16 protein-coding genes are annotated in these 19,347 nt (G+C 42.7%); all 16 read right to left on the bottom strand.

Features of this window, described 5'->3' with window-relative positions:
* Positions 1–64: 64 nt before the first annotated feature.
* Entirely contained in the window at positions 65–1,375 is a 1,311-nt protein-coding gene (gene der / locus E4T79_RS06835) for a ribosome biogenesis GTPase Der (protein ID WP_135028895.1), read from the bottom strand.
* 13 nt (positions 1,376–1,388) lie between these two features.
* Positions 1,389–2,102 (bottom strand): NADPH-dependent oxidoreductase, encoded by a 714-nt coding sequence (locus tag E4T79_RS06830; protein WP_135028893.1) that lies wholly within the window; start codon positions 2,100–2,102, stop codon positions 1,389–1,391.
* Positions 2,099–2,998, bottom strand: a complete 900-nt coding sequence (dnaI, locus tag E4T79_RS06825; RefSeq protein ID WP_135028891.1) for a primosomal protein DnaI — start codon at positions 2,996–2,998, stop codon at positions 2,099–2,101. Before dnaI ends, E4T79_RS06830 begins: the two co-directional genes overlap by 4 nt.
* Complete coding sequence (locus E4T79_RS06820) at positions 2,999–4,147, bottom strand: replication initiation/membrane attachment protein (protein WP_135028889.1); 1,149 nt, start codon at positions 4,145–4,147, stop codon at positions 2,999–3,001.
* Between the two features lie 8 nt (positions 4,148–4,155).
* Entirely contained in the window at positions 4,156–4,623 is a 468-nt protein-coding gene (nrdR, locus tag E4T79_RS06815) for a transcriptional regulator NrdR (RefSeq protein WP_135028887.1), read from the bottom strand.
* A gap of 126 nt (positions 4,624–4,749) precedes the next feature.
* Positions 4,750–6,279 carry a hypothetical protein gene (locus E4T79_RS06810; RefSeq protein WP_135028885.1) on the bottom strand — a complete coding sequence of 510 codons (1,530 nt, stop codon included), beginning with the start codon at positions 6,277–6,279 and terminating at the stop codon, positions 4,750–4,752.
* Positions 6,280–7,222: 943 nt separating this feature from the next.
* Complete coding sequence (locus E4T79_RS06805; RefSeq protein WP_135028883.1) at positions 7,223–8,335, bottom strand: AI-2E family transporter; 1,113 nt, start codon at positions 8,333–8,335, stop codon at positions 7,223–7,225.
* 994 nt (positions 8,336–9,329) lie between these two features.
* Complete coding sequence (locus tag E4T79_RS06800) at positions 9,330–10,022, bottom strand: response regulator transcription factor (protein WP_135028881.1); 693 nt, start codon at positions 10,020–10,022, stop codon at positions 9,330–9,332.
* Between the two features lie 3 nt (positions 10,023–10,025).
* Positions 10,026–11,450 (bottom strand): NADP-dependent phosphogluconate dehydrogenase, encoded by a 1,425-nt coding sequence (gene gndA, locus E4T79_RS06795; protein ID WP_135028879.1) that lies wholly within the window; start codon positions 11,448–11,450, stop codon positions 10,026–10,028.
* Between the two features lie 87 nt (positions 11,451–11,537).
* Entirely contained in the window at positions 11,538–12,074 is a 537-nt protein-coding gene (locus E4T79_RS06790) for a YceD family protein (RefSeq protein WP_135028877.1), read from the bottom strand.
* Positions 12,075–12,084: 10 nt separating this feature from the next.
* Positions 12,085–13,002 carry a thioredoxin-disulfide reductase gene (trxB, locus tag E4T79_RS06785; protein WP_135028875.1) on the bottom strand — a complete coding sequence of 306 codons (918 nt, stop codon included), beginning with the start codon at positions 13,000–13,002 and terminating at the stop codon, positions 12,085–12,087.
* A 15-nt stretch (positions 13,003–13,017) separates the two neighbouring features.
* Positions 13,018–13,242 carry a DUF4059 family protein gene (locus E4T79_RS06780; protein WP_135028873.1) on the bottom strand — a complete coding sequence of 75 codons (225 nt, stop codon included), beginning with the start codon at positions 13,240–13,242 and terminating at the stop codon, positions 13,018–13,020.
* A gap of 1,099 nt (positions 13,243–14,341) precedes the next feature.
* Positions 14,342–15,685, bottom strand: coding sequence for a DEAD/DEAH box helicase (locus E4T79_RS06775; RefSeq protein WP_135028871.1), 1,344 nt, complete (start codon positions 15,683–15,685; stop codon positions 14,342–14,344).
* 76 nt (positions 15,686–15,761) lie between these two features.
* Entirely contained in the window at positions 15,762–16,760 is a 999-nt protein-coding gene (mraY, locus tag E4T79_RS06770) for a phospho-N-acetylmuramoyl-pentapeptide-transferase (protein ID WP_135028869.1), read from the bottom strand.
* Position 16,761: 1 nt separating this feature from the next.
* Positions 16,762–19,020 carry a penicillin-binding protein PBP2X gene (gene pbp2X, locus E4T79_RS06765; RefSeq protein WP_135028867.1) on the bottom strand — a complete coding sequence of 753 codons (2,259 nt, stop codon included), beginning with the start codon at positions 19,018–19,020 and terminating at the stop codon, positions 16,762–16,764.
* Complete coding sequence (gene ftsL / locus E4T79_RS06760; protein ID WP_135028865.1) at positions 19,020–19,343, bottom strand: cell division protein FtsL; 324 nt, start codon at positions 19,341–19,343, stop codon at positions 19,020–19,022. Before ftsL ends, pbp2X begins: the two co-directional genes overlap by 1 nt.
* Between the last annotated feature and the right edge of the window lie 4 nt (positions 19,344–19,347).

The following is a 19,347-nucleotide window of genomic DNA, read 5'->3' as shown; positions in this document are numbered from 1 at the left end:
TAAAAATAGAAACGAAATGACTATAAAGAGTGGGAACTGCTAGCCCTCTCGCTGTCTATCAAGGTTATTTCCGCTTACGAGCAATCAAATGAATTGGTGTCCCTTTAAAGACAAAGGCCTTGCGGATTTGATTTTCAAGAAAGCGCAGATACGAGAAGTGCATAAGCTCTTCTTCGTTCACAAAGATGACAAAGGTTGGAGGCTTGGTAGCTACTTGAGTCGCATAGAAAATCTTGAGACGTCTCCCCTTATCCGTCGGCGTTGGGTTAATCGCAATCGCATCCATCATCACATCGTTCAAGACAGCAGATGAAATCCGTGTCTGTTGGCTTTCACTAATCTCTTTGATCATAGCTGGTAGCTTGTGCAGGCGTTGTTTGGTTAGGGCAGACACAAAGATAATCGGCGCGTAAGACAAATACTGAAATTGATCTCTGATATCTGCTTCCCAATTCTGCATGGTCTTATTATCTTTTTCAAGGGTATCCCACTTGTTCACAACGATTATCATCCCTTTTCCTGCTTCATGAGCAAATCCGGCAATCCGCTTATCATACTCGCGAATCCCCTCTTCAGCATTCAAGACCATGAGCACCACATCTGAACGGTCAATGGCACGCATGGCACGCATGACAGAATATTTCTCAGTATTTTCATAGATTTTTCCAGACTTGCGCATACCAGCGGTATCAATCATGGTAAATTCTTGACCCTCGCTATCTGTAAAGGCCGTATCAATCGCATCACGGGTCGTACCCGCAAGGGGGCTAGCTATCACACGCTCCTCCCCCAAAATAGCGTTAATCAAGCTTGATTTGCCAACATTTGGACGACCAATCAAGCTGAACCGAATCATGTCTGAATTTTCTTCTTCTATCTCAACTGGTAGATTGTTCACAATGGCATCAAGTACATCTCCTGTACCAATCCCGTGAACAGATGATACTGGATAGGGGTCTCCCAATCCCAAAGAATAAAAATCATAGATATCATTACGCATTTCAGGATTGTCGACTTTGTTTATCACTAAAATAACAGGTTTATTGGTCTTATAAAGAATTTTCGCTACATACTCATCAGCGTCTGTCACACCCTCCTTGCCTGAGACGACAAAGACGATGACATCTGCTTCACTCATGGCGATTTCTGCCTGATGTTTGATTTGCTCCATAAAGGGCGCATCAACATCATCAATTCCTCCCGTATCGATAATACTAAAATGGCGGTTGAGCCACTCAGCTGTTGCATAGATACGGTCGCGGGTTACACCCTCTACATCTTCTACAATAGAGATGCGCTCGCCCGCAATCCGATTAAATAAGGTCGATTTTCCAACGTTAGGACGCCCCACGATGGCAATAGTTGGTAGAGCCATTGCTCCTCCTTTTCTACAATAAATGTTTTTCTCTCAAAAGTGTTTTTGTTTCTGGGTGTTCTGCCTGACCAAACTGGGCAACCAAACGTTCAGACCACGTTTCTTTCTGTCTATCGCCTGCGTAGTTTGATTGGATTTGATCATAAGTAAGAATCGTCTCCACACCTTGTTCTTGATATTCTTCATGAAAGACGATAGCTTCTTGCGGTAAACGTGGCTTGACTGGAAAATGCTGGTTGGGCTTTCCTAGTGCAATGCAAAACACAGGATAGGTGTAAGCCGGCAATTTAAACAAATCTGCGATGCCTCTTGCTTCATGGCGAATCATGCCAATAAAAACACCGCCATACCCCAAACTTTCGGCTGCAAGCATTGCATTTTGTCCAGCTAGTGCTGCATCAACAGAGGAAATCAACAGATTTTCTGTTCCTTTGGCATCAAAGGTTGTTTGATGCAGTTCGGCAGCCTTACTCGCCCGGTTATGATCACCTACAAAGAGCAAAATCGTATCTGCCTCTACTATTGCAGGCTGGGGCGTTAAGGTATACAAGGCTTCTTTTTTTTCTTTTGAACGCACCACTACAATCGAATAGGACTGAAAATTTTTCCAAGTCGAAGCCGCACGACCTGCACTAATAATCGCATTCAAATCTTCATCTGAAATCGGTTTATCAGTAAATCTACGGACGGAACTATGTGCTAACATTAAATCAATGATGTCATTCATCGGCGGTTCATCCCTCCTAACTGTAGTTCAGTGGCCAAAAATCGAATGCGTTCCATAACCCGCTTGGCCTGCCAAGTCTCATCTCCTGAGCGACCCGCTGCAAAGTGCCGTTCCAAATCTGCAAAGGAAAAATTCGAGGTAAAGAAAGTCGGCAGGTTTTCCTGCATTCGATGCTGCAAGATGACCTGAAGGACATCATCACGTACCCATGAACTATGTTGTTCTGCTCCAATATCATCTAAGACCAAGACTTGGGCTGTCTTAATCACATCAATCTTTTCTTTCACCAAACCCTCTCCAATAGCATTTTTGATCTCAACAACAAAGGTTGGATAATGGAGCATAGTGGTAGACAGCTGGTGGGTCTTGGATAGAAGATTGGCTAGAAAAGCCATCAGATAACTTTTCCCAACACCAAAATTTCCATAGAGATATAGTCCCTTGTTGTCTTGACCGACCTGTTTGACAAATTCAGTAATCGCTTTTGTGACCTCTACACGATTTTCATCTGTGAGATCTACATCGGCAATCGTAATATTTTTCAAATGAGCCGGAAGATTAATCAGCTGAATGCGATTTTTAACCGCTTCTGCCTTGCGGTATTCAAGCAATTCAGCCGTCTCCAAATAGGACACATCTGCGTACCCCTCATTCATGATGAGAAGAGGTTGATAACCGACCGCAGTATAGGATTCATCTTGATGAAGAAATTTCTTACGCTCGGTTACATATTCAAAAAACTTGGAAATCGAACGGGTAATCTCTTCCTCTGTTAATTGGTGCTGATAGATAAAATCAGCTACTTCCTTATCCCGAATAATCTCTTGATAGAGCTCTTGATAAGACTTTCTTTCTGATTCAGTCCCTTGAGGTACCCTGTCTTGAATAGCTTTCATCTATCCCTCTCCTCTCATTTCCATGGCCTCTAATTCACGATAGAGTGCAGCTAGTTCGGCTTGACCTTTTGCTGTCTGCTCGGTTTTCACTTCCTGCTTACTCCACTCAGGTACGTTGCTCTTTGGCGCTTGCTTAGTCTGCTTCTTGTGACTTGGTTTCTTACTCTCTCGCAAATGATAGACTGCCTGCTCTGCGCTTCGAATCTCCTTGTAGGAAAAATCGTTCCCCAATTTCAAGGCATAGGCCTCTTGTAAATTAGCCGAATCAACCTTATTAAAGGTATAAAGGACAATTACATTGATGACCTCATCCAATAAGCCCAAGTCTACTAATTGCTGCAAGCATTTGCGTTCTGACATGGTGACTGCCGCCTTGCGCGCTTCTTTTAAAAACGTTAAAAACTCGAGTGCAGTCTTGGATTTACTTTCACGTACAATGACCTGCTCCTGGTTGGTCAGACTAGTAGTGACAGGTTCTGCCTCCACCTTTTGCTCCATACGCTTGATTAAAATCACATGAGCATGAGCTGTTTCTTTTGCAACTTTATAAGTCTGTAGCCAGTCCCAGCCATTTGTTTCAGCCAAGTGATACAGAGCAATCACATCATTTGTCTCATTTTGAAACCGCAGTTGATCGCGGGCCATCATGGTCTTAAAAGCCTGCAAATCAAAACTCGGTGCAGCAAGAGGAGGAATCGAAAGCTCCCCATCAATGGTAAAAACATCTGAAAAATTCTTGGTTACCTCAGTGTCTGATACTGGTCTTGAAACCGTCCATTCCTCAACTGCCGGCTCTCCGATTTTCTTGGTCAGGAGTTTTTGATAGAGGGGATTGTTCAAAAAGGCTTCCTTTGCTAAGGGCTCAATCAAGCGAAAAATAATAGCATTGTCCTTTTGATAGACAGCAAGCAAGCCCATGGCTCCCAGTACATCTAACGCCTTTTCCAAGCGATTAAGACCCATATTGACATGGTTTAAAATTCGGCTAAGGGCATACTTACCTGCCCCATGGTCATAGCCAGCCCACAAAAATTGATAGACCGCTGCTGCATCCTGCCCAATAATTGGTTGATAACAGAGAATAAAACTGAGCCAATTAGGACTTATCGCATTCTTTCGCATGTAAGAATATAGATCGTTTGGTTTCATGTGCTGTCCTATCTTCTTGTCTTGCTGCCCTTGGTGATTTGTTTGAGCAAGTTTTCCAATTCGCCCACATCTTTAAAGGAACGATAGACAGAGGCAAAGCGGACATAGGTAATCTCATCCAGCTCAACCAACTCTTCCATCACTAGATTTCCAATCAAATCACTTTCAACTTCGCTATCGCTATGGGCACGAACTTTTTGCTCAATCCGATTGACCACTTCTTCAATTTCACTACTGGAAACGGGGCGTTTTTGGGCAGAGCGAATAATTCCATTAAAAATTTTCTCACGGGAAAATTGTTCTCGGGTTCCATCCTTTTTCACGACAACCAAGGTTTTTTCTTCAACGCGTTCATAAGTGGTAAAGCGATGACCACAGTTTTCACACTCTCTTCTACGGCGAATGGTATTTCCATCTTCTGCCTGACGGCTATCAACAACACTTGATTTTATACTGGTACATTTGGAGCAACGCATACTATCTCTCCCATTCTATCATGATGACTTCATTGTATCATATTTCACAGGATAATAAAAGGGAGCAAGACCCAACTCGCTCCTTGCAAGAAAAGTTCTAAGAATAGTTTCTAAAGGCTCTATTCATCAGCCTTTTCTGCTATTTTTCAACCACCATTCCCATACTTCTTGATAACCTTTCACAGCAAACGGAAGCATAACAAAAACATAGGGATAAACGTACTGGCTCTTGGTCTCCCACAATAAGTGAAACAACACCCCTCCTGCCCAGTAGACATAAGCATAATATTCTATCGGCAGACGCTTCCAAGGAGATGCTACCATTAAAAATACCAAAGCTCCTCCATACAACAAAATTAAGTAAGCATGGGTATAATGGTAAAATAAACGATAGACTAGACCGCCATGATAAAGACTCTCTATTCCCTCCCCTTTCAGCGGACGCTGTTGGAGTTTACTTGGTCCTGACCAAATAGACTGAAAGGTGGATTCTGTCCAAGTCGTCACAAATTTTTTCAGAAAAAATCGCCCAGCATAGCTCGGAGTCTCCACAAAGTCCTGCACTCGATTCGTAATCTCTAGCTTAGCGGCTTGCGTAATTTTTTCCTCATCTCCTTCATAGCGATCATAGACCTGTCTCACATATTTATTGTACCAACCTCCTTGGCGGAGCTCTGTTTGGGTATCTTGTAATCCCATTGCCAGCCATGTTATCTTGGGGTTTGGAGCAAAATGAACTTGTCCCATTCTCTCATAATAGTAAACCGTTGCCTTATTTAATCCAAGGGAACCTATTAGAAGAGGAAGCAATAGTCCAAGTAACAGAGGCTTGCGACGACGTAGACATTCTAATAGTAAGATCACCGCCACGGCTACTAGCAAAATACTATTATTATTCCGAATCCAGTACGATAAAGACAAAAATAGACTAGCCAAGAGAGCAGATTGGAGATGTTGTTCCTGCAAATAGCGATAGAAATACAAAAGACCAAAACTAGCTGCACAGAGACCATATACCAGACCATAAACAAAGAACATGTTAAAAAATTGGGGTAAAAAGGCAAAGAGAGCCAGAATCGTATACCAGCTGACCCTTTCTTTTCCAAACAGCTCTTCGCTTAATTTCCAATTCGCATAATTAATCCCTAGGATAGCCAACAGATTTAAAAAATAAAAAATCCGCACACTTGCTCGCGGTAACACGAACAGCACTATCCGCTCCAGACTGACGAGTCCCAACTGATGAGGATAGCGATTCAAATAAGCTCCTGCCTGTAAAAAACGTGTATCTCCCTTGTTTAACAAAGAAGCTGCCCTCCAGACTGAAGCTGCATCATCTCGTAATTGAGCTGGTAGAGAAAAGAGTAAGACGAAACCTGCCAATACATAAAGGGCAGACAAGAGGATAAATAATTGACGACAGGATAAGGTCCTCCGGAACTTAGATAATAGCCAGCCGACGAAGCAAACAAGTAGTACAGACAGGGCTGTCCAAACACCACTGAAGCTGAGTCCGACCCATTCTTTGTAAGGCAAATAGATGACCGCCTGAAATACTAACGTAGCCACAACTAGGGGCAGAAAAAGCAAGCGGGCTCCGTAACCAATCGTGCCCTGCAGGATACAATAGATAGATTTTTGTAGTTTCGATAACATCTTTCATTCTTTCTATATAAAAGAGCTAGAGATCCACCCTAAACTCTTCTTGTTTCTTTTTATAGTCTTTTAGTTTACTTTTAGCGCTAGGCAAGGAGCTGCAGGCTGTACTGGAGTACGGCAAAGCGAGTGAACGACCTAACAAAAGATAAACGAAATGACTATATCCTGTATTCGTAGCTCATCGCCTAACTATCTTCGGGGGAGCCCTTGTTCTTACGTCCCTTGTTTCTTACTTCATCAAATGCCAGTCAAAAGTCCAGCTTCCATTCTATATAAGCGATCACATACGGCTAAAACCTAGCACAACTGTTCAGCTTTCGCCACTTACAGACTAGCTATCCTAGCTCTTGGAACTACTGAATAGAAGTTTTCTCTGTAACTTCATATGTAGCTCCTACGTCAAATATCCTGTGTTTCATAGCTTCTATAGCCGTTTCGTTTACTTTAGCACTAGACAACGAGTCGCAGGTCGTACTGGGGACAGTCATTTTTTCACGGATTCACATCTTGTGTCATTGAACCCGGGCTACGAGCTGTGCAAAAAAGAAACGCAACTGTTGCAACTTTAGTTGCTTACAGGTGTGGTTACCTTTAGGTATAGGTTTCCTGGAGTCTACAGACTCTGCGTCAACCTCCTATTTTTATCTTGCTCGCTTTACGGCTTTTGTATCTTGATGTAATTGAACGTGGGCTAAAAGCTCGGAAAAAAGATAAATACTCCTAGAAGCAGGAGCTTCTTCGTCGTATTTCCTATTTTTACCGTAGCTGTTGCAGGCTGTGCCTGCTTTATAGATACGGATGCCCTTTGGGTACATTCGCTTTTTACACGCCCTTGTATCTTGATGTAATTGAACGCGGGCTACTACTCTTTAACAAAAAGACCAATCTCATCGGTTGCAAGACAACCTGCTTCCATTGCCTATTTTGTCTAGGAGTTGCTTCACGCCCTCGTATCTTGTTTTTTCTCAAGCCTTGCATAAGTCCATTCTCGCACAAGGCGATAAATCACTGCAAAAATAGGGGTGAAAAAGACCATGCCCAACAAGCCAAATAAATTTCCACCAATTAAGGCTGCAGCAAGGGTAAAAAGGGTAGGTAAGCCAACTGATTGTCCCACCACTCGAGGATAGATGACATTTCCTTCAATCAACTGAATAAGCTGGAAAAGAATAATTGACCAGAGGGCCAACCAAGGATTTTGTACGGATATAAAGAGGGCGCTAATGATACAGGCAGAAAAAGGACCAATGTACGGTACAAACGACAGCACTCCTGATAAAATCCCTGCCATTCCCGCATAAGGAATGGAGAAAATAGAATAGCTAACAAAGACCAAGGCTCCAATAATGACCGCCTCTATAATCTGACTCATCAAGAACCGATCATAAGTTTCAATAATAACCTCTCCAATATAGACAATGATACGCACCACTCTTTTAGGGAAAAAAGCATACAGCAACTTCCCTGTCATGTCTTGCAAATGTTCCTTGCTCCCAAGGATACTTAAGGTAATAAAGAAAGCCATGATTAAGGTCAGGATATTTGAAAAAATAACAGTCACATTATTAGCCAATCTTGCAAGAAAAGCTGCAGCAAAGCCTGATAACCTAGACCAATCTGTAAACTGAGCTACGTAGCTGTTCAAGCGACTGCCCAATTTGCTAGACAAGAAGCCACTGTCCTGCAAGGTTTGAATAAGCTTTGGAATGGCCTGATTGGTAACCGACACCAACTCGGACACGGTTGAAACCAAGGTTGGCAAGATAATCACCACTACCCCTGTCACAATCAAGCTAAAAACAATCAAGACCCCGATGATTGCCAAGGAACGCTTGCTTTTTCGCAGAAACGACACCTTTTCAATCACGTCTTCTAGCTTCTTCATCGGAACGTTCAAAATAAAGGCAAAAATCGCCCCGATGAACAAGGCATGCATGCTAGATAGCAAGACCTTGATAGTGCTGTAAATATCTGAATAGTTTAACACTGCTAACAAAACCAAGGCTCCAAAGCTAATCAACAGCAGTTTCTCTTTAAATGAACTCCGCTTCATCTTTTCATCTCCTCTTTATCCTAATCCTTTCTATGATAGCATAATTTGAAGAAAAAGTCTGGAAATGATAACCCTGCAAGCGTCATCTACATAAACATGCAATTTCTAACGAAGTAGCTCCTGAGCCAACTCATGGAAATAAGAAGAAACCCCTATCTCTGCACCTAACCTCCAAGCATTTACCGAACGGTTAAAAATTTCCAATCCTCATTTGCGAATCTAAGGTTTCATCATACTGTCCTTAGCAACTACCATGCTAGGCTAAGCTAAAGGACCCGTCTCGTCCACTGCATGGTATCCTATCAACATCTGACGAAAGGAGCGCGACAGGTAGCCGTTGTTCCTCATTGCTTATCGTCTTTTAGTCTGCTTTTAGTATTAGGCAGCGAGGAGCTGCAGGCTGTACTAGAGTACGGCAAAGCGAGTGAACGAAGTCATGAAAGATAAATCAATGACGATACATTCTGGGTTCGGACTGAAACAGTCTATCCCCAAACCATTTTTCTCCCGTCCCCGCACAAGTTGATAAGGGTAGGTGTGGAGTGGATAAAGTGAACAAATACGAGTGAAAAGCTGCGTGGAGGTTTTAGCCTATTCCCTTTGATGCAAAAGGAACAGCGTTTCATTTCCAACTTTCAATGACAGGGTAGCCATTGCAGCAATCAACCGTTGCGCCGAGGCGTTTAGGTGAACCCTAAAAAATGGAACTAAACCTTTTATAGTCTTTTAGTTTACTTTTAGTACTAGGCAACGAGTTGCAGGCTGTACTGGAGTACGGCAAAGCGAGTGAACGAAGTCATAAAAGATAAACGAAATGACTATAAAATAAGGATAGGGAAGCTAGCCTCCTCTACACCAAAGGTAGAACGACCATTCCACAAGGTGAGGAAAGGCTGGAAGACGTTGGTGTTAGATGAGTATGAAACACTAGAAATAAAAAAGTGAGCTCAAACGAGACTAGAACATCTCGATGAACCTCACTCCTCTTTTAATGTTATTCCTCCCGCATGGCATAGCCCACACCGCGGACGGTTTTGATATAGGATTCTTGACCTGGTAGGTCTAGTTTCCCACGCAGGTAACGAATATAAACATCTACAACATTGGTCCCAGCCGTAGCTTCGTACTTCCAAACCCGGTCTAAGAGTTGTTCTCGGGTCAAGGTTTCTTGACTATTCATCAAGGTCGCAAGGAGGTCATATTCTCTGCGGGTCAAGGTTATCAACTCCGAACCACGAGTGACTGTCCGATTTTGAAAATCAATCTTCAAATCCCGATAGGCAGCTTGAAGTTTAACCTGCTTGCAATGCTCATCAATATAATCCCGTCCTCTAAAAATAGAGGTCACCTGTTCAACCAAATCACTGATGATAAAAGGTTTGATGATGTAAGAAACGGCGTAACGTTGGATATCCGCACCATACTTTTCTACATCCTCACTATCAACGACCACAATCATGACTGTAGTCGGCTTCATTTTGATCAATTCTGTTGCTAATTCATGGCTAGACATGTCTGACAGACGAAAGCTCATAAGAATCAAATCAAAATCTGTCTCATGGGCAAGTTGGAGCGCTTCTTTTCCCGTAGAAGTATAGTCGACTAAATAGTCTTTTTTTTGCAACTCCATGGACACAAAATGAGATAGATTACGCTCACGACCTGCAATTAAGATTTTTTTTACCATAGATTATTTTTCATCATACCATGAATAATGGAAGATTCCTTTTTTATCCTTACGCTCGTACGTATGCGCTCCAAAGTAGTCACGTTGCGCTTGGATGAGATTAGCAGGTAGATTTTCAGCACGGTAACTGTCAAAGTAAGTAATCGCTGCTGAGAATGTTGGGACAGGAACACCTGCTTGTACTGCTAAGGTTACCACATCACGAACGGCTTGTTGATACTTGGCTGTTACATCGAGGAAATACTCGTCCAAAAGGAGGTTGGCAAGATCCTCATCACGCCCATAGGCATCTGTAATCTTTTGCAAGAAACGAGCACGGATAATACATCCTGCACGCCAGATTTTCGCAATTTCCCCAAATGGTAAGTTCCAGTTGTTTTCCTTAGAGGCTACACGTAATTGAGCAAAACCTTGTGCGTAAGACATGATTTTAGAGAAGTAAAGAGCTTGGCGAATTTTTTCAATCAACTCAGCCTTGTCTCCCTCATATTTGAACTCGGCTGGTTTTGGCAAGACCTTGCTGGCATGTACACGCTCTTCTTTGTAGGTTGAAATATAACGAGCAAATACAGATTCTGTAATCAATGATAATGGCACACCCAAATCAAGTGATGATTGACTCGTCCATTTACCAGTTCCCTTGTTACCAGCTGCGTCAAGAATGTAGTCAACAATTGGCCCCTCTTGCCCTTCATCGTCCTTGCGTTTTAAGATGTCTGCAGTAATTTCAATCAAGTAGCTATCAAGCTCGCCCTGGTTCCATTCAGTAAAGATGTCTGCCATTTCATCAACAGAAAGACCAAGCAAATGTTGCATCAAATCATAGCTTTCTGCGATTAACTGCATATCACCATATTCAATACCGTTGTGGACCATTTTCACGTAGTGACCTGCACCATCTGGGCCGATATACGTCACACATGGTGCACCGTCTTCAGGAGCCTTAGCAGAAATTTCTTCCAAAACATCTGCCACTAAATCATAGGCTTCTTTTTGTCCACCTGGCATAATCGACGGACCTTCAAGCGCTCCTTTTTCACCACCAGAAACTCCTGTTCCGATAAAATTAATACCTGAATTTGCAAGTTCTTTCGAGCGACGAATGGTATCTTCATAGAAAGTATTTCCACCGTCAATCAAGATATCTCCCTCATCAAGATGTGGTAACAATGCTTGAATGGTCGCATCTGTACCAGGACCTGCCTGCACCATAAGCATGATACGGCGTGGTTTCTGAATTGATTGTACAAAACTTTCTACATCGTAACTTGGAAGTAATTTTTTTCCTGGATTGCTGGCAACAACGTCTTTTGTCTTGTCTGCTGAACGATTGTAAATTGCAACAGTATAGCCCCTTGATTCTACATTAAGTGCAAGGTTGCGTCCCATAACAGCCATTCCCACAACACCAAAATTTGCTTTTGTCATGAATATTTTACTCCTATTTCTTAATATCCTTTTCATTATACAATGAAATTGACCCATTGACAAGATTTTTCCAATTTTCTGTCAATTTCATTCTTCTTCAAAAAGCCCTTGTAATTGGGCAAAGGGGCTATTTGCTTCCTTTTTTTCTTGAGCTACTGTCGTATACTCCTCTTCTGTCATCATAGTCCAATGATGACCTGACGGCAGGTCTTGACCTGCTTCTTCCTCAGGTGTCAAAACCTTGAGCGGAATCTGTAAGAGGATATTGTCTGCTACACTTTCTGCAAGTACAATCACATCTTCTTCAACGACCAGTACCAAGTCTTCTTCCACTATATCTTGGGCTTTCAAAGCCTGTTCATCTGCCACGAAGATTTCCTGCACTGGAAAAGATTCGGAAAGAAGGACTGGTTCCATGGAGCGACTTGAAGCGAGAGTGATATCGTAGGTCATTTGATAGTTCAGAAGAAAGAATCCTGCTTCAAAACTGACCTGTCCTACCACCTTAATGGGGGAAACGGCTAGAATATCAGCATTTCGTTCCATCAACTCAGCCGTGAGTTCAAGGGTTTCTTCAAAAGAAATGCCGTCTGATTTTTTTTGAATATCTTGGATATGAAACATCTCTTCTCCCTTAGTTCACATGCTCAGTAATGTAATGGTACACTTGCTGACCAGCAATCGCCCCATCTCCAACTGCCGTTGTAATCTGGCGCAACTGTTTTTGACGAATATCCCCAATCGCAAAGATACCTGGTTGACTTGTTGCCATTTGCTCATCGGTCACAATCCAGCCTTGTTCATCGGTAATACCCAAGTCTGCTACCACCTCCGTCATCGGATCAAGTCCTACGTAGATGAAAATACCACCAAAGGTATGAACTGTTTCTTCTCCTGTCTTCACGTTTTTAATCAAGACTTCTTGCACCTTGATATCGTCACCCTTGATTTCTTCAACTACACTATCCCAGATAAACCGAATTTTATCATTGGCAAAGGCACGTTCTTGGATGACCTTTTGGGCACGCAATTCATCACGGCGGTGTACAATGGTTACAGTATTTGCAAGCTGGGTCAAGTAAAGGGCTTCTTCAACGGCAGAATCACCACCGCCTACCACCAGCAAGTCTTGTCCGCGAAAGAAAGCTCCGTCACAGACAGCACAATAAGACACACCGCGACTATTGTAAGTATCTTCTCCAGGCACTCCTAATAAACGGTGTTGAGCCCCCATAGCAAGGACAAGAGTATGGGCTTCTAAGGTTTCATCTTCTGTTACCACACGCTTGACAGGTCCCTCTGCCTCCACACGGACTACCTGACCATAGAGGTGTTCGACACCAAATTTTGCAAGCGGTGCAAACATTTTTTCAGCCAAGTCAGGACCACTAATATGGTCATAACCTGGATAATTTTCAATCTCTGCAGTGTTGTTCATTTGTCCACCATAAATGCCACGGTCTAAAAGAGCCACTTTTAGATTGCTCCGTGCAGCATACAAAGCTGCTGTCATCCCTGCAGGACCTGCTCCAATAATAATTGTATCGTACATCTTCTTTCCTTCTTTCTATACTCTTAGCATTAGCAAGATGCCCACAACCCCAAAAGACAAAATGGGAATGGTCATCACGTTGATAATTAATAAATCAAAGAGAACTTCTTGGCGTTCTTGCATGGTTCTGTCTTTTTTCTTGATTAGGCGGAATAAGAACCAACCTAGGCTAGCCAAAATCATCAAAACTGCTGCAATCAACAAGCTCTTCATATAAAGGCCCAGTATCATTTGTAACATCTGTTTTCCTATTTCTTTCACTTTATTAAAATCTGTACAGCTCACGACTCCCATTCAAGGAAACCTCTGACACTTGCCATCGTTTGTTTTTAGGAAGTGACATTCGTGCTAGAGCCTTTTCGTTTGCTTTTAGTCCTAGGCAATTGTACTAGAGTACGGCAAAGCGAGTGAACGAAAGAATAAAAGATAAATGAAATGACTCTACCACTCTCTGATAGCATGAAACACAGGTATTCCAGCTTTAACCGGTTACAGCTGTGACCACCTTTAGGTTCCATTTCATTAGGTGGATGCCAAACGGTAGCTAGCTGTTCCCCCTCATTTCACGTATAACGAATCTTGCTTGCCTCAAAGACAGACTTCCTTATGTTCATCGAACACTGTATCAGGCTTTTATTTTTCAGTCGCTTTTTTTTACGCTCTCGTATCTTGATTAACTGAACTCGAGCTAAGCCCTGTGTGAAAAAGAGACGCAACTGTTGCAACTTTAATTGCTTACAGGTCTGGCTACCTTTAGGTATAAATCTTCCTAGCTCTAAAGGTATAGCATACCTTTGGTGGTGGGAAATAGACGGTTGCGGAGCAAACGCTCCCTAGGAAGTAGGCTGAAAACCTCCACTGGAGCTTTTCACTCGTCAAATTTCCTATTTTCACTTTGGACTTTTAACGCTCTCGTATCTTGATTAATTGAACTCGAGCTAAGCCCTGTGTGAAAAAGAGACGCAACTGTTGCAACTTTAGTTGCTTACAGATGTGGCTACCTTTAGGTATAAATCTTCCTAGCTCTAAAGGTATAGCATACCTTTGGAGGCGGGAAATAGACGGTTGCGGAGCAAACGCTCCCTGGGAAGTAGGCTGAAAACCTCCACTGGAGCTTTTCACTCGTCAGATTTCCTATTTCACTTTGGGCTTTTAACGCTCTCGTATCTTGATTAATTGAACTCGAGCTAAGCCCTGTGTGAAAAAGAGACGCAACTGTTGCAACTTTAGTTGCTTACAGATGTGGCTACCTTTAGGTATAAATCTTCCTAGAGTTTAATAACTCTGCGTCAGATTTCCTATTTTCACTTTGGGCTTTTAACCGCTCTCGTATCTTGATTTAAAACGTTTGGCGCTTGGCTTTACGCTCTGCCCGTCCTTTGGCACGATTTTCAATTCGCTTGGTCTTCCGACGCTTTTCATCAACAGCCCACTGAATTTTCTTCTTATATCCCGGCTTAATTTTTTTCTTTTTCTTTTTGACCAGGCCAATCATTTCAAGGTCTAATTTCTCTCTTGACTTTTCCCGATTGGCACGGCGGTCACGGTCATAGGTGTCTTGGAATTCACCAGCCTTAATCATCTTAGGCACAAAGCAGATGTTGAGTTTTTCAAGTTCACGAATATCTGCATCATCACTCGGTTGATAAAGGGTAATGGCAGTTCCTAGTAACCCGTTACGACCTGTCCGTCCTACGCGATGTACAAAGAAAGACAGATCCTGAGGAATAGCATCATTGATGACATGACTAACCCCCTCAATATCAATCCCCCGCGCTGCCAAGTCAGTTGCAACAATGTATTCAAATTCCAGATTCTTGATCTGATTCATCATCCGTCTACGTTCCCGCGGTGGAATATCCCCATGAATTTTTGCCACGCGCAAACCGTTGGCTCTCAAGAAGCTGTGCAATTCATCTGCCCGTGACTTCGTGTTGACAAAAATCATGGCTAAGTAAGGTTGTATCAGCTTGGTAATGTCCAAGATGAGGGCATTTTTATCCTGTCCTTTCGTCGAAATCAGCCAGTTGTCAATCGTATCGGCAATCACCGTCTGCGTCTTAATCTGCTCGATGACTGGATTTGTCAAATATTTCTTTAAAAAGGGCTGCAACTTCTGCGGAATAGTCGCTGAAAAGACCATGAATTGCAAATTCTGGGGAAGACTAGATGCGATGCGATCCACCGTTTCCAAGAAACCCATATCAAGGGTCATATCGGCCTCATCCACCACAAAAGTTGTCGCCTTATGAATAGCCAAATCACCTGATTTGACCAAATCATAGATACGCCCTGGTGTTCCAATGACGATGTGGGGCTGATTGGCCTGCAACTTATCAATCTGGCGTTGCTTGTCCGTTCCTCCGACATAGTTGGCTACACGAATTTCCGTATCTGAACACTGGGCAATCTGACGTGCAGCTTGGTAAATCTGCCTTGCTAACTCACGCGAGGGAGCAGTAATCACTGCCTGCACCTGATTGAGATTTTCTTGTAATTGTTGGAAAATCGGAATCAAAAAGGTATGGGTCTTCCCAGAACCTGTCTTTGATTCCCCAACCAAATCACGTCCTGACAAGACGATTGGAATCAAACGTTCTTGAACTTCTGTCGCCGTGACAAATCCCAATTCTCTCAGCGCTTCTTGAATATAAGGCTTTAAGGTAAATTCTGTAAATTTCATAGTATCCTCTTTTTCTACTTCTCCCTATTATAACAAAAAAAACAGCATTTGACTGCTGTTTGATATTCATTAAGCTTTACCAATATAAAATAATAAGAACAAGTGCGCTCATGATCAAACCAACTCCCCACAAAAAGCAGTCAACTTTCCACTCGCTCCATTTTTTACCCTGACCCGTCAAGCCTCCTAGCTCTAAATGGTGATGAAATGGTGTCATACGAAAAATGCGCTTACCCTCACCAAACTTTTTCTTGGTGTACTTGAAGTAGCTGACTTGAAGCATGACAGAAGAGGTTTCTAGGACATAGACCAGACCGATAAAAAGCAAGGTCCATTCTTGATGCAGGGTAATCGAAATCGTTGCCAACATGCCACCGAGCGCTAAGCTTCCCACATCTCCCATAAAGATTTTGGCTGGCTTGTGATTGTAGTAGAAAAATCCTATCAAGGCTCCAATCATGGTCACACAAACCAACAAAATATCAAATTTACGGTCAACAAAGGCAATGACTGCGTAGGCTGACAAACTAATGACAACTGAAATCGAAGCAAGACCATCAATCCCGTCTGTCAAATTGACCGCATTGGAAAATCCAACCAACCAAAAGAGAACAAAAGCGATATAAAAGATACCGAGATGAAGTGGATACCCCATCAGATTGAGCATTCCGCTACCGGATCCTTGCATGTGAACCAGATAAAAGACAAGACCACCTAAGATCTGCAAGGCTAATTTTTGCTTGGGATTCAGACCCTCATTGACCTTGCGGAAAACCTTTAGAAAATCATCCAAAAACCCAATGATTCCATAGACTAATAAGATAAAGAGAATAGCAAGCACTGCCCCGGTCAACCGATTTGAAAGGAGGGCAAAAAGAACGGTCACCACAATGGTTACCAATAGAAAAACAGTTCCCCCCATGGTCGGTGTACCTGCTTTAAACTGATGTTGGAGGACATCTTCATGAGTCTGCTGTCCCTCAATCCGTTTTGCTTGATAAAATCTAATAAATCTTGGAATCAATAGGATCGTCGCTACTAAGGCAAGCAATCCTGCTATGATTACAGAATACATATTAATCTCCTAGGTTAATTCTTATTTTTTTTGTCTTTTCTAAATCACTACCGATGGCAACACTCTGCCCGAGGACAATCGAGCCAGAACCCTTATATTCTATTTCAATCCCTGTCCATTCAGCGAAAATATCCACATTCTCTTTCGTCCATCCATACATGTCAGGCACCATTGTGAATTGATCTGTCAGTAGTAAAATCTGCTGATTGGCTGCTAAATTCGAGCCGCTATCAACAGAGACTTTCTTAATCTCTGGACCATTTCCCAGAATAATCGGTTGTACTAATCGTTGACGCAAAATCCCAGCTGTCACTCCTGGTTGCTGACCAATCACGTCATCCAACTTATACTCTGTCTCTTTTGAAACAGTAGTAAGAGCTGGGGCAGGCGTCGTCAGATTGAGGCTATCTTTTAATTGCATAGCCTCTTTGAGGGTTGGATTGACAATATCTTTCCAATAAACAACACTCCAACTTTCCGGTTGTTGAACGGTCACATACATGATAAACTCTGGCTCTTCAGCTGGAATCATAGCCACAACAGAGTTGATAGTATCATTTGGTCCTTCCATATAACCCGTCCCATCTTCCTTACCAATTTGGGCCGTCCCTGATTTAACTGCGATGTTATATCCTTCTACTTGAATCACTGCTCCACCAGACGAGCGTAAGGTTCCAAATTGCGGGTCTGTTCCGACACCAATCATGTATTGACGAGTGTCAGCAGCAGCTTTCTCTGATACGGGTTTCCCCACAACTTCCGGCTTAGATAAGCGTACAGAACCAGTATTGGAATCGTAGAGTGCTGTGATAAATTTAGGCTCTAGCATGACGCCATTATTTGCAACAGCACTAAAACCACGTAACATCTGGGTTTGAGTTGCTAAAAGTCCTTGACCAAAGGAAGTCATTGCAACTGATACAACATTATTCTCTGGCAGACCCCCAGCCTCTTCCCCCTCCATTCCAAAACGAGTCGGATAGCCAAAGCGGAATTTTGCGAGGTAGTTCAACCAGCGCTCATCGCCCATTTTTTGTTCCAGAATGGTCATTCCTACGTTACTTGAAAGGGCAAAACCTTGTGCGTAGGTTAACGTCAATGGAGCATAGATGTCTTCGGCGTTCACATCCCAATCTCGAATGGTGGCGTCGGCAATCTGGATTTCCGAACGGTTATAATATTCATTCGGTGCAAAGGTCCCATTGTCAATCGCAGCAGCAACGGTCATGACCTTCATAGTAGAACCTGGTTCAAAGTTTTCTTGATAAAGGAGCGAGCGCTGCAAAATATCCTTGTCGGCGACTCCCTCTTTGGTATCTGGATTATAGGTCGGTCGTTGCGTCGTAGCTAAAATCTCACCTGTCTTGGCAGACACGAGCGTTGCATTAACATATTTTCCCTTGGTCTTATCAAAGAAAACGTTCATGTTGGTTTCCAGAGAACGCTGAAGATCCGCTGAAATTGTTGTATAAATATCCTGACCGTCTATCTTGGCTTCCTTGATATTCTCTGTTCCAGGAACAATTCGACCGCGGCTATCTTTTTCGTAGACAATTCTTCCATCTTGACCAGCTAAGATACCATTGAGGGCATACTCCATTCCTCTTTGCCCCTCTAGTCGATAGCTCCCATCATTCTTATCTTCAACTAGATTGGCCAAACCAATAAAGCTCGAGGCAAAATTCCCGTTTGGATAGAGGCGACCTGGGTTGGTATCAAAGGAAATTCCTTTGATACCTGCTGCCTCCATCTCCTCTTGAATAGCCGTCATGGTGCTATAGGAAATATTCTTTCCTAACGGTCCAAAATAAACCTGCTTGAGCTTGGGCTGATTTAACTGTTGCATGACATAATCTGTCTCAAGCCCTAGATGCTTATTTAAAATCTGTGCGACCTGCGTAAATTGACGAGGTTCAACATACAAAATCTCTTTTAAAGCAGATACGTATTCCTTATCAATAATCGCATAGACCGTATAGGTCGTTGAATCTTTGGCAATCGGCAAGCCAGTTCGGTCATAAATCGTTCCCCGTTTAGCTTGAACAGTCACCTCTATCTGATGCACTTTTCTTGCACCGTCTGACAAGTCAACACCAAATTTTTTATCTGTTCCGATAATAATTGCAAAGTTAATTAAAAAAATGAAAAAGATGAAAACCGTCAGAAGAATGAGACTTTGTCCCACTCTCCGACGATTTTGTGACGGAATATAGCGTTTCTTTAAAACATACCGTAATAATTGTTGTTTGCGTTTTGACATTATTCTGCTACTCCAACATTATCATTCTTATACGTCAAACCAGCCTTGTCCGCAATTTCTAATAGGCGGGCATTTCGAATCAGCTCATTGACAGCCTGTTCAGCATCATCGATTTCCACTTGCTTTTTGTTAATTTCTTGATTGACATGAGCCATCTCTGCCTGTACTTGTAACAAGCGGGTCTGCATAAAGACAATCCCAACAGCCAAGGTCAGACCAGACAAGACGATACTGCCATAAAAGGCCTTCTCCACTCGAGAAAATGTTTTGATTTTTTCACTAATAACGCGTATGGTCGCGTCTTTTCGTTGATCTTGTAACATATCC

Source organism: Streptococcus sp. LYSM12 (genome assembly GCF_004569635.1).
GTDB lineage: Bacteria > Bacillota > Bacilli > Lactobacillales > Streptococcaceae > Streptococcus.
Note: the sequence above shows the minus strand (reverse complement) of the source record. Positions and strands in the feature narration are given on the sequence as shown.

Bases quoted from the DNA above. Each gene is read 5' to 3' on its own strand.
- E4T79_RS06830 (WP_135028893.1), bottom strand. From the start codon at position 2,102: ATGAATGACATCATTGATTTAATGTTAGCACATAGTTCCGTCCGTAGA.
- ftsL (WP_135028865.1), bottom strand. From the start codon at position 19,343: ATGTTACAAGATCAACGAAAAGACGCGACCATACGCGTTATTAGTGAA.
- pbp2X (WP_135028867.1), bottom strand. From the start codon at position 19,020: ATGTCAAAACGCAAACAACAATTATTACGGTATGTTTTAAAGAAACGC.
- mraY (WP_135028869.1), bottom strand. From the start codon at position 16,760: ATGTATTCTGTAATCATAGCAGGATTGCTTGCCTTAGTAGCGACGATC.
- nrdR (WP_135028887.1), bottom strand. From the start codon at position 4,623: ATGCGTTGCTCCAAATGTACCAGTATAAAATCAAGTGTTGTTGATAGC.
- E4T79_RS06780 (WP_135028873.1), bottom strand. From the start codon at position 13,242: ATGTTACAAATGATACTGGGCCTTTATATGAAGAGCTTGTTGATTGCA.
- E4T79_RS06820 (WP_135028889.1), bottom strand. From the start codon at position 4,147: ATGAAACCAAACGATCTATATTCTTACATGCGAAAGAATGCGATAAGT.
- trxB (WP_135028875.1), bottom strand. From the start codon at position 13,002: ATGTACGATACAATTATTATTGGAGCAGGTCCTGCAGGGATGACAGCA.
- gndA (WP_135028879.1), bottom strand. From the start codon at position 11,450: ATGACAAAAGCAAATTTTGGTGTTGTGGGAATGGCTGTTATGGGACGC.
- der (WP_135028895.1), bottom strand. From the start codon at position 1,375: ATGGCTCTACCAACTATTGCCATCGTGGGGCGTCCTAACGTTGGAAAA.
- E4T79_RS06775 (WP_135028871.1), bottom strand. From the start codon at position 15,685: ATGAAATTTACAGAATTTACCTTAAAGCCTTATATTCAAGAAGCGCTG.
- dnaI (WP_135028891.1), bottom strand. From the start codon at position 2,998: ATGAAAGCTATTCAAGACAGGGTACCTCAAGGGACTGAATCAGAAAGA.
- E4T79_RS06810 (WP_135028885.1), bottom strand. From the start codon at position 6,279: ATGTTATCGAAACTACAAAAATCTATCTATTGTATCCTGCAGGGCACG.
- E4T79_RS06790 (WP_135028877.1), bottom strand. From the start codon at position 12,074: ATGTTTCATATCCAAGATATTCAAAAAAAATCAGACGGCATTTCTTTT.
- E4T79_RS06800 (WP_135028881.1), bottom strand. From the start codon at position 10,022: ATGGTAAAAAAAATCTTAATTGCAGGTCGTGAGCGTAATCTATCTCAT.
- E4T79_RS06805 (WP_135028883.1), bottom strand. From the start codon at position 8,335: ATGAAGCGGAGTTCATTTAAAGAGAAACTGCTGTTGATTAGCTTTGGA.